This is a genomic window from Sphingorhabdus sp., from assembly GCF_044357595.1.
Taxonomy (GTDB): domain Bacteria; phylum Pseudomonadota; class Alphaproteobacteria; order Sphingomonadales; family Sphingomonadaceae; genus Sphingorhabdus_B.
Genome location: NZ_JBIKPH010000104.1, coordinates 1 through 8,802, shown reverse-complemented (window position 1 = coordinate 8,802; position 8,802 = coordinate 1). Strand labels below are relative to the sequence as shown.

11 protein-coding genes are annotated in these 8,802 nt (G+C 53.9%); 1 reads left to right on the top strand and 10 read right to left on the bottom strand.

Annotation, left to right across the window (positions count from 1 at the left end; all coding sequences use genetic code 11):
* Positions 1–75: 75 nt before the first annotated feature.
* From ACIQ2T_RS10050 to rpsD, 4 genes are all read right to left on the bottom strand, one after another.
* Positions 76–936 carry a class I SAM-dependent methyltransferase gene (locus ACIQ2T_RS10050; protein ID WP_397590690.1) on the bottom strand — a complete coding sequence of 287 codons (861 nt, stop codon included), beginning with the start codon at positions 934–936 and terminating at the stop codon, positions 76–78.
* 21 nt (positions 937–957) lie between these two features.
* Entirely contained in the window at positions 958–1,938 is a 981-nt protein-coding gene (locus ACIQ2T_RS10045; protein WP_315471546.1) for an agmatine deiminase family protein, read from the bottom strand.
* Between the two features lie 4 nt (positions 1,939–1,942).
* Complete coding sequence (locus ACIQ2T_RS10040; protein ID WP_397590689.1) at positions 1,943–3,622, bottom strand: M28 family metallopeptidase; 1,680 nt, start codon at positions 3,620–3,622, stop codon at positions 1,943–1,945.
* 113 nt (positions 3,623–3,735) lie between these two features.
* Entirely contained in the window at positions 3,736–4,350 is a 615-nt protein-coding gene (gene rpsD, locus ACIQ2T_RS10035) for a 30S ribosomal protein S4 (protein WP_315471544.1), read from the bottom strand.
* A 179-nt stretch (positions 4,351–4,529) separates the two neighbouring features.
* On the opposite strand from rpsD, the gene ACIQ2T_RS10030 reads away from it, so the two are divergent.
* The gene (locus tag ACIQ2T_RS10030) at positions 4,530–4,847 is read left to right on the top strand and encodes a chorismate mutase (protein ID WP_315471543.1); all 318 of its coding nucleotides are present in this window, start codon (positions 4,530–4,532) and stop codon (positions 4,845–4,847) included.
* 3 nt (positions 4,848–4,850) lie between these two features.
* Here the strand turns inward: ACIQ2T_RS10030 and ACIQ2T_RS10025 are convergent, their stop codons facing one another.
* From ACIQ2T_RS10025 to rpiB, 6 genes are read right to left on the bottom strand one after another with little or no spacing between them, the layout of a single operon-like run.
* On the bottom strand, positions 4,851–5,117 hold the full coding sequence (locus ACIQ2T_RS10025; RefSeq protein WP_315471542.1) for a hypothetical protein: 267 nt from the start codon (positions 5,115–5,117) through the stop codon (positions 4,851–4,853).
* 55 nt (positions 5,118–5,172) lie between these two features.
* Entirely contained in the window at positions 5,173–5,895 is a 723-nt protein-coding gene (locus ACIQ2T_RS10020) for an RNA methyltransferase (RefSeq protein WP_397590688.1), read from the bottom strand.
* A complete protein-coding gene (gene nrdR, locus ACIQ2T_RS10015) occupies positions 5,892–6,353 on the bottom strand; it encodes a transcriptional regulator NrdR (protein ID WP_315471540.1) in 462 nt (153 codons plus the stop codon). The genes ACIQ2T_RS10020 and nrdR overlap by 4 nt, the downstream gene beginning before the upstream one ends.
* On the bottom strand, positions 6,354–6,698 hold the full coding sequence (locus ACIQ2T_RS10010) for a zinc-ribbon domain-containing protein (protein ID WP_397590687.1): 345 nt from the start codon (positions 6,696–6,698) through the stop codon (positions 6,354–6,356).
* Positions 6,699–6,744: 46 nt separating this feature from the next.
* Entirely contained in the window at positions 6,745–8,058 is a 1,314-nt protein-coding gene (gene glyA / locus ACIQ2T_RS10005) for a serine hydroxymethyltransferase (protein WP_397590686.1), read from the bottom strand.
* Positions 8,055–8,507, bottom strand: coding sequence for a ribose 5-phosphate isomerase B (gene rpiB / locus ACIQ2T_RS10000; protein WP_397590685.1), 453 nt, complete (start codon positions 8,505–8,507; stop codon positions 8,055–8,057). Before rpiB ends, glyA begins: the two co-directional genes overlap by 4 nt.
* Positions 8,508–8,802: the final 295 nt, after the last annotated feature.

The following is an 8,802-nucleotide window of genomic DNA, read 5'->3' as shown; positions in this document are numbered from 1 at the left end:
CACCCCGAAACGTGCCGCAATCATGATTGTCGCCAGATACAGTATAATTGCGGGCGCAATTTCCCAGTACAAGCATCAGTTGCGCTTTTTAAACAGCAAAGTCATGCGATCGGATTCGCCAATTGCTGTATATTTCGCGCGGTCTACATCCTTTAGGCGCAATGCAGGTGGCAGTGTCCACACCCCATCTGACCAGTTTGCGCTGTCTTTCGGGTTGGCATTGATCTCGCTCTTGGCGACGAGTTCGAAGCCATTTACCTCCATGAATTTCACGATGTCGGCTTCGCGCATATAGCCTTTACTGCCATCTGTGTAGCTATAGGGGGCATCTGCCTTAGCGCGGTGTTGTTCAATACCGATAAGCCCGTCTGGCTTCAACAGGTCACGCATGGCCTTTATTTCCGCGTCGGCGATGTTCCAATTCATGATATTATGCATCATGCGCATGACCAATATGCGGTCGAACGTTCCTTTTACGCCTTCGGGAATTTCACTTAACGAAAAGGCATTGAAATCGGCGGCTGGCCGGCCGGATACGGCGGCAACGTCGGACGGAAATTTGCCAACAGCTGCTGCAAGACCTTGCTTTTGCTGGTCACTGAAAAAGGTTTTCGTTCCGAAATATAAGCCCGTATATTTGCCATTTTCATTGATGTAGCGGCCGAGGATGCGTGACACCCATTCGCCGCCCGGTGCATATTCACCGACAACATGATCTGGGTGCACACGAAAGAATTCCAGTGTTTCGGCAGGGTGACGATATATGTCGCGCTTTGCATCATTGGCCCGAGCTGGGTCCGCAAGTATTTGCGCAAGCCGTGCCTGATGCGCCTTATGCATTTTGTCATGCTCGGCTGTATTGGACATATGGTGGTCGGCCAAAGCTGGTGCGGTCAAGGTTACAGCGGCGAGTGCGTATACAATTGATTTTTTCATGGGATATCCTCTCCAATACAACTAAACTGGAATCTGTTGGCTTGAACAGTGAAAGCTGCCGCCGCCCGTTAAAACGGCGTCCGCCATCACGCCGACAACCTGTCGGACGGGGAATAAGGCCGCCAGTGTGGTAATCGCAGCATCGTCATTCTCTGCACCATAAATTGGCACAACGACATTGTGGTTGCCAATGTAAAAATTCATGTAGCTTGCAGGAACAGCTTCCCCATCTTGCATGAAACGCCCGACCGACGGCATATTGCTCACTTGGCACCCAAAGGCTTCGGCGCGTTTGCGTGCATCGTCGAAAGCGGCGCTATTTGGATCGTTGGCCCCTGCGCCTTGCGGAATGAGGATGTGGTTTACCCCAACAAAACGGGCCAGATTATCGATATGCCCGTCTGTGTGATCATTACGCAGGCCATCGCCCAACCATAGCAAGCGGTCGATCCCAAGGTCGTCGCGCAGCCGCGCTTCAATCGCCGCCTTGTCGAGCGAGGGATTGCGGTTGGGGTTTAGCAAGCAGTCAGCCGTCGTTGCAGCAAGCCCTTGGCCGTCCACATCGATTGATCCACCTTCTAAAATCCAATCGGCCTTGCGGATCTCTAATCCAGCGGACGCTGCGAGTTCTGCACCAATGGTCCTGTCACCCGGGTAATCATAACGGCCACCCCAACCATTGAACCCAAAGTCGCGGGCGATGCGGCGGTCGCCTTCCTTGACGATGATACAGCCAGTATCGCGCAGCCACACATCGCCGATGCGGCGCTGTTCAACATGAATGCCGCTATCGACTAGATTAGCGGCAATCTCTGCAGCCTCGGCGCTGCCCGCAATCACATGCACGCGCTCGCCCTGTCCGGACGCGTGAACGGCATTGGCAAAGGCAGCGATTTGCTGCTGTGCCCTTTGTAGCGGTGCTCCCCAAGCGTCGGCTGAGCTGGGAAAACCAATCCAGACGGCTTCATGTGGGGCCCATTCAGCGGGCATGCGAAATGCCATTGCGTTACTTTCCGCTGCGGCTTTTGTCGCGGACGGCGCGGAATTCGTCGCCATCGTTCCAATTGGGCCACGCATCGGTCATCGCTAGCATTCGTCCGACGCGATAATAGAGCTTCAAGTCTGACATGACGCCGGACCAATCCCATTTTTCGTCAAACTCGTCGCTAGGGGCGTGGTAGCGGTTTTTCTCATAATCTTCGGCGGCTGCTTTGGCAGCGGCCTTTCCGCCGGTCACCAAATCATCGCCACCCTCGAAATATACCATTGGCACGCCAAGCTTGGCGAAGCTGAAATGGTCTGAGCGATAATAAAAGCCCTTTTCCGGCGTTGGTTCCATCTCCGGCGTACGGCCTTCTGATTTCGCCGCAGCCTCCAGATAGATATCCAACTGCGACTTGCCTTTGCCGATTACGGTTAGGTTCTTTGCAGGCCCCGACATGGAGAACGCGTCCATGTTTACGCCGCCAACGGTTTGCGACAGCGGGAAAACGGGATTTTCTGCGTAATATTTTGAACCAAGAAGGCCACTTTCTTCCGCAGTAACGGCAAGGAACACAACCGACCGCTCGGGCGCTCCGGCTTTGGCAAAGCCCTCCGCCAATGCAACAAGTCCCGCGGAGCCGGTTGCGTTGTCTACAGCGCCGTTGCAAATGTCATCACCATCTACTGCCGCCGTGCAGCGGCCCAGATGGTCCCAATGCGCGGTGTAGAGCACATATTCTTCCGGCCTTTTTGTGCCATTCATAATTCCAACAACATTTTTGCTCGCCTTTCGCGCGATGTCATTTTCGAAGCTGAGCGATGCAGTGAGGTTCAAGGGCACGGCTTTAAAGCCCTTCTGCTTTGCTGCAGCCATTTGTTTTTCAAGATCTTGGCCTGCTGCGGCAAATATTTCCTTGGCGACGGATTTTTGGATCCAGCCATTGGCTTGCGTTTGGCTTTTGCCGCCATCTTTGGATTGGGCCAAAAACTGTGTGCCCGTCCAACTGGAGTTGACGACGTTCCACCCATAAGCCGCAGGTGCGGTGTCGTGGATGATCAGGACGGCAGCAGCACCCTGACGCGCCGCTTCTTCATATTTGTAGGTCCAGCGGCCATAATAGGTCATGGCTTTGCCGCCAAAGGGGCCTTCCAGGCTATCATTGTCAAAGTCGGGGTCATTGACCATCACAACGACGGTCTTGCCCTTCACATCTACGCCTGCATAGTCGTTCCAGCCTTTTTCAGGCGCTACAATGCCGTGGCCAACGAAAACCATGTCGCTTTGCTTGATCTCGGTTTTCGGCGCTTCGCGATAGCTGCCAATGACATATTCGCTGCCATAGGCAAAGGACATGGCCTTTCCGTTTCGGTCGGCAATGCGCAGTGCTGAGACATTCTTGGCGGTAATTTCGATCAGCGGCACGTCTTGGGTCCATCTCCCGTTGTTACCGGGTGCAAGCCCTGCTGCCTTAAACTTCGATATCAAATATGCGACAGTCTTTGCTTCTCCTGCGGATCCTGGTGCGCGACCTTCATAGCTATCCAGCGATAGTTCGCGCGTGATGTCTTTCATCGTCTGCTCCGACAAAGCAGGGACATCGATTTGAGGTAATGCTGCCACCTCAATATCAGGCGATGCTGCTTTTTGACACGCAGACGTCAATGCCAGCGCGGAAACAAGGGCCAAAGAAAGCAGGCGCATGAAATTCTCCTAAGGGGAAATATTATTGCGCACCTTGTGCCAGACCTGTTGATTGCGCTCAAACAAAAAAGGCGGCCACAAGGACCGCCTTTTTCGTAAATGTATTTTGAAGATTAACGCGAATAGAATTCAACGACCAAATTTGGTTCCATCTTCACTGGGTAAGGTACTTCGTCGAGCGTTGGGACGCGTGCGAAGGTAACCTTATCATTACCGTCAACGGCAACATATTCAGGAATGTCGCGCTCTGCGAGGCCCTGCGCTTCGATAACTAACGCCATTTCCTTGGCTTTCGAACCAAGGCTGATGACGTCACCAACGGCAACCTGCCGGCTTGCGATATTGCACTTCACGCCATTGACGCGGATGTGACCATGGCTGACGATTTGACGTGCGGCAAAAATGGTTGGTGCAAACTTGGCGCGGTATACAACCATGTCTAAACGACGCTCAAGCAGACCGATAAGGTTCTGCGAGGTATCGCCCTTCATGTTGCTGGCTTCTTGATAGGCGCGCTTGAACTGCTTTTCAGTTACGTCGCCATAATAGCCCTTAAGCTTCTGCTTCGCACGCAGCTGAATGCCGTAATCGGATAGCTTGCCTTTGCGGCGCTGACCATGCTGGCCTGGGCCATATTCGCGCTTGTTTACAGGTGATTTTGGACGTCCCCAGATGTTTTCACCCATCCGGCGGTCAAGTTTGTACTTCGAGCTTTTGCGCATCGACATAATCAATCTCCAATTGCTAACAACGTTGTTTCCGGTACCGCGCGACACATCTGCGATGTGCCGGACACCTGCTTCACCGGAATGCAGGGTCGGTTGCGAAGCGGCGCCTATGGCTGCAGATGGCGCTTATGTCAACATCTGGCTCGACTTTGCCGACGCTGAACCTTAAACGCGCTGCCATGAGCAGCACAGTCTATCCCGTTAAACCCGAAAATTGCGACACCATGACTGAAGTCCGGGCAGGCGTCGACGCCGTCGATGCCCAATTGGTCGAACTTCTTGCTGTTCGCTTTGCTTATATGGATGCTGCCGCGCGGATTAAAACAGAACGTTCAGCGGTCCGTGACGAAGCGCGTAAGAAACAGGTTCTGACCAATGTGCAAACGGCTGCTGGTAAAGCGGGTATACCCGTCGAAGCTATTGCCGACGTATGGGAGCGTCTAGTTGAAGCCTCCATCGCCTATGAATTCGATAAATGGGACGCCAATCGCGCCTGATTATTAGATTCCAGTGCTCATCTGCGGAGGCATAGTGGTACCTGCCTTGCCCTTTACAGACAATTCCGACGCAGACTCTGCTTGATCCCATTGCTCTTGGGTCTTGCACTGTTTTTTCGCGATGCGGCTGCCGGTTAACCCTGTGGTGCGGCAGATACGCTTTGGTTTTACTTTTTGCACTGCTGGTGGTGCATCATCTGCGGCGCTCACCCCTGGCTCGGTTGTGGAATACGCCGCTAGCAATATGCTCAGTATAATCGTGCTTGTCATAAAACGCTCCTAATTTTGCCATGGTGTAGCAACTCAAACTTTTGACACCAAGATCCTAACTTTCCGGTCGTCGTATTCTGTTTAAGGTTGTCAGTACACCGCGCAATGTTCTGATCTCAAGCGCATTCCATGCAGGCTTCGTGAGCAAATTGCGCAATGTGCGGCGCGTTACCGGCGCGCGGTCGATGGGGGTGAAATAGTTCAGCGGCTCAAGCATTGCGTCCAATTGCGCGATGAGGCCGTCAAGTTCAAACTGCGATGCGGGCGGTTCCAAATCCGTTTTTGGCGGGCTGGATAAACTTTGGGTCTTTGACCATTCATAGGCGCACAGAATGACCGCTTGCGCCAAGTTAAGCGAACCAAATTCGGGATTGATCGGTACGGTGATGATCGCGCGGGCAACATTGACCTCGTCGCTTTCAAGGCCAGATCGCTCGGCTCCGAACAATATTGCGCTTCGCCCCGTATTACCAAGAACCTCTTGGGCCGCGACTTCTGGTGTAATGACTGGCTTTGTGACGCCGCGTTTGCGCACGGTTGTGGCATAGACATGGGAAATGTCGGCAGTTGCATCGGCAAGCGTGTCGTAAACTTGGGCATTGGCCAACACGATGTCTGCACCCGATGCTGCGGGACCAGCGGAAGGGTTCGGCCAACCATCGCGCGGCGCAACGAGGCGCATTTCGGTTAGGCCAAAGTTCAACATTGCGCGCGCGGCCTTGCCGATATTTTCGCCCAACTGCGGACGGCATAGAATAATGATTGGCGGCACACTCATTTTTGTGCTGCTTCAACCACGCTCCCGGCGAAATCTTCAAAATCCTTAGCTTCGCTAAAATCTTTGTAGACTGACGCGAAACGAATGTAGGCGACGCTGTCCAGTGCCTTGAGCCCATCCATCACGAATTCGCCAATCTGCTTGGATTCAATTTCACTTTCACCCAAGGTTTCAAGCTGCCGCTGGATCGCCGAAGCAAGCTTTTCAATCTGCATATTGTCAACCGGACGCTTTCGACATGCGACGGACAGCGAACGTTCTAGTTTTTCCCGATCAAAGGGCTGGCGCTTACCTTCGGTCTTGATTACCAAAAGTTCACGCAATTGGATGCGTTCAAAGGTTGTGAAACGTCCGCCGCAACCCTCGCACTGCCGCCGCCGGCGGATAGCGCTATTGTCTTCGGTAGGACGGCTGTCCTTCACCTGGCTATCGTCATGTCCGCAAAATGGGCAGCGCAATTACTTTTCCTGTTTCTTTTTCTTGTTTACATGGCGGTACGCAACAATGCCCGCGCCAATCAACGCGCCTGTGGCGAGCCCGATAGGGGCAATAATGCTAGCAGCCGCACCAATGGCTGCACCACCAGCAACTTTTTTAACCGTGTCTTGGTCCGCCAAATGCTTGCCCGTATGAAACGCGTCCTTGGTCGCGCCCCAAAGCTCATCGGCTGCTTCACCTACATAATGTCGGGCCTGATTTGGAATGCTTTCGGCCGCAAGCTGCTCGGGCGTTTTAGCGCCACAATTGGCGCAGAACTTCGCGCCGCTGGCATACTCGGCGTTACACTCGTTACAAAATCCCATGGTCATTTCCCTTCTGTGTATTAGATGGGTAAGTCACCTTTATAATTCAAGACGGGTAGATTGGGAAGCGGCTGCACAATTCGCGCACACGAAGACGGACTTCGGCTTCGACGGCAGGATCGCCATGCTCGCCCTTTTGGCGCAGACCCTCAAGAACGTCTGAAATCATATGGCCAATCTCACGAAATTCAACTGCACCAAAGCCGCGGGTTGTGCCAGCAGGCGAACCGACGCGAATGCCGCTGGTCTTTACAGGGGGCAGCGGATCATTTGGTATGCCGTTCTTGTTGCACGTGATTGCGGCGCGCTCAAGCGCTTCGTCAGCATCGCGCCCGCTAATCCCGAGCGGGGTGAGGTCGACCAAAGCCAAATGGGTATCTGTACCGCCTGAAACGAGGTTGGCGCCTCGTTCATGCAGCGTTGCGGCAAGTACCTTGGCATTGGCAATTGTTGCTGCGGCGTAGGTTTTAAAGTCCGGACGAAGCGCTTCGCCGAATGCTACGGCCTTGGCAGCGATGGCATGCATCAATGGACCGCCCTGGAGGCCCGGGAAGACAGCAGAGTTGATCTTCTTGGCGATTGCCTCATCATTGGTCATGATCATGCCCCCACGGGGCCCACGGAGCGTTTTATGGGTAGTATTCGTGACCACATGCGCATGTTCAAGTGGGTTCGGATGCACGCCGCCAGCAACTAGGCCAGCAAAGTGCGCCATATCGACATGGAAAATCGCACCCACTTCGTCAGCAATGGCGCGGAAGCGGGCGAAATCGATGATGCGCGGATAAGCGGAGCCACCGGCGATGATGATTTTCGGTCGATGTTCCTTTGCAAGACGCTCAACTTCGTCGAAATCGATCAGGTGCGTTTCAGGATTTACACCAAACTGCACAGCGTTGAACCATTTGCCGGACATCGCGGCCTTTGCCCCATGCGTAAGGTGGCCGCCTGCATCAAGGCTCATGCCCAAAATTGTATCACCCGGTTTGACCAAAGCGAGCATTACAGCGCCATTGGCTTGCGCACCGGAATGTGGCTGCACATTGGCAAAGCCAGCGTTGAACAGCGTCTTAGCCCGTTCAATCGCAAGCGTTTCAACTTCGTCAGAAGGAGCGCAACCTTGATAGTAACGCTTGCCGGGATAGCCTTCGGCATATTTGTTGGTGAACACAGAGCCTTGCGCTTCAAGCACAGCTTTCGAAACAATGTTTTCCGACGCGATTAGCTCAATCTGGTTTTGTTCGCGGTCCAATTCATGAGCAAGACCCGCAAAGACTTCCGCATCGGTTTCAGCTAGGCCGCGCGTGAAAAAGCCGTCTGGCTGGACATCGGAGAGATCATTTGCTGGACGCGTGCTCATGCTGGTTCCTTGGTCGTGATTGGGTTGGATAATTTGTCAACGCGGCGTTGGTGCCGATCGCCACCAAAGTCTGTTGAGAGAAATGCGTCGATACAGGCTTTTGCCATTTCGATGCCAATCAGGCGTGCGCCCATGGCAATGACGTTGGCGTCATTATGTTCGCGGGCAAGCTGCGCCGAAAGCGGTTCAGATACAAGAGCAGCGCGCGCCGCCGGGTTGCGGTTTACCGCAATGGAAATGCCAATGCCTGATCCGCACAGGGCAACACCGCGCTCGGCCGAACCATCGGCTATCGCTGCTGCCAAGCTATAACCGTAATCGGGATAGTCCACGGACGTTTCGTCATGCGGGCCAAGGTCGGCGACATCATGACCACCAGCGCGCAGATAGTCGGCCAGCGCTGACTTCAGCACGAGTGCAGCATGATCTGAGGCAATGGCTATACGCATGGCACATCCTGTAGCAACATGAGTCGGACTACGCCTCCCCTATGGGAGCACGCTGCAAAAGGCCATGCTGAATTTCCCCGATTGCGCGGCTTATCCACCATCTTTATGTAGCGATAATGCTTAATGCCGTTTTGTCCATCGCCATGCTTTCCGCCATCCTGCTGCTGTTCGGCGCATGGAAACGATGGCGAGGCGATGGGAGCAGCCAGCAAATGTGGCTTATGGTCGCAGCGGCTTTGGTCATATTCGCCAATGTTGCGATCTGGGTTGTCCCCGACAAACAAGGCAAAAGCCT

Bases quoted from the DNA above. Each gene is read 5' to 3' on its own strand.
- ACIQ2T_RS10050 (WP_397590690.1), bottom strand. From the start codon at position 936: ATGAAAAAATCAATTGTATACGCACTCGCCGCTGTAACCTTGACCGCA.
- ACIQ2T_RS10045 (WP_315471546.1), bottom strand. From the start codon at position 1,938: ATGGCATTTCGCATGCCCGCTGAATGGGCCCCACATGAAGCCGTCTGG.
- ACIQ2T_RS10040 (WP_397590689.1), bottom strand. From the start codon at position 3,622: ATGCGCCTGCTTTCTTTGGCCCTTGTTTCCGCGCTGGCATTGACGTCT.
- rpsD (WP_315471544.1), bottom strand. From the start codon at position 4,350: ATGTCGATGCGCAAAAGCTCGAAGTACAAACTTGACCGCCGGATGGGT.
- ACIQ2T_RS10030 (WP_315471543.1), top strand. From the start codon at position 4,530: ATGAGCAGCACAGTCTATCCCGTTAAACCCGAAAATTGCGACACCATG.
- ACIQ2T_RS10025 (WP_315471542.1), bottom strand. From the start codon at position 5,117: ATGACAAGCACGATTATACTGAGCATATTGCTAGCGGCGTATTCCACA.
- ACIQ2T_RS10020 (WP_397590688.1), bottom strand. From the start codon at position 5,895: ATGAGTGTGCCGCCAATCATTATTCTATGCCGTCCGCAGTTGGGCGAA.
- ACIQ2T_RS10010 (WP_397590687.1), bottom strand. From the start codon at position 6,698: ATGGGATTTTGTAACGAGTGTAACGCCGAGTATGCCAGCGGCGCGAAG.
- glyA (WP_397590686.1), bottom strand. From the start codon at position 8,058: ATGAGCACGCGTCCAGCAAATGATCTCTCCGATGTCCAGCCAGACGGC.
- rpiB (WP_397590685.1), bottom strand. From the start codon at position 8,507: ATGCGTATAGCCATTGCCTCAGATCATGCTGCACTCGTGCTGAAGTCA.